The organism is Treponema sp. R8-4-B8, assembly GCF_054786175.1.
On sequence record NZ_BDHE01000216.1, the window covers coordinates 1 to 658 of the forward strand.

The following is a 658-nucleotide window of genomic DNA, read 5'->3' on the forward strand; positions in this document are numbered from 1 at the left end:
ATTTCCAGAGGAGCAAGCAAATGGGACGTGTTTTTCCGCAGGAAATTTATCATGGCGGTTGAAAATTCAGACTGGTCGGGAACGGCTTCAATGGAACCCGAAGTAAGCACCTGGCGGCTTATTAACGTGTAAGCCTTGCGATAATACGCGTTGTTGATCTCTGGAAGCATTTCGCGGGTAGTATCAATAATATCTCCTGAAAAACAAGCGTCGGAAACAATAAATATATGAATCGTTTTAAAACGCGAGATTAAGCCTCGAATCTGATTGTTGGGAAGCCAGTTTTCCTGAGAATATACGTCAATCCCGCCGTCCACAGGTATCCAAAAACCAGAATCCGAATTCTTGTCAAGGTGCCCATGTCCGGCGTAATAAATAAACAAGGAATCATGTGTGTCCAGTTTTGACTGCAAATTGTTAAATGTCCTGATAATATTCTGTTTAGTGGCGTTGTTGTTGTGCAGTTCAATTACTTCGTCTATAAAATAGTCTCTTTGCAGAATATCTTTAATTTCTTTCGCGTCCGACACGGGTTTTTTAAGGGGCGGCCATTTACTGTATGTGTCTATGGCGATGAACAGGGCGTACTGTTTGCCAATTCTCACTTGAGACCCTAGATTTTCATTAGCGACTTCCACTAATGCCCGACTCTGAGCGT

The 658-nt window shown here is 42.7% G+C and carries 1 protein-coding gene; it reads right to left on the minus strand.

Features of this window, described 5'->3' with window-relative positions; genetic code table 11:
- Positions 1 to 605: caspase family protein (locus tag ACYVRA_RS07990; protein WP_461252203.1), on the minus strand; the 605-nt coding region annotated here is incomplete at its 3' end.
- Between the last annotated feature and the right edge of the window lie 53 nt (positions 606 to 658).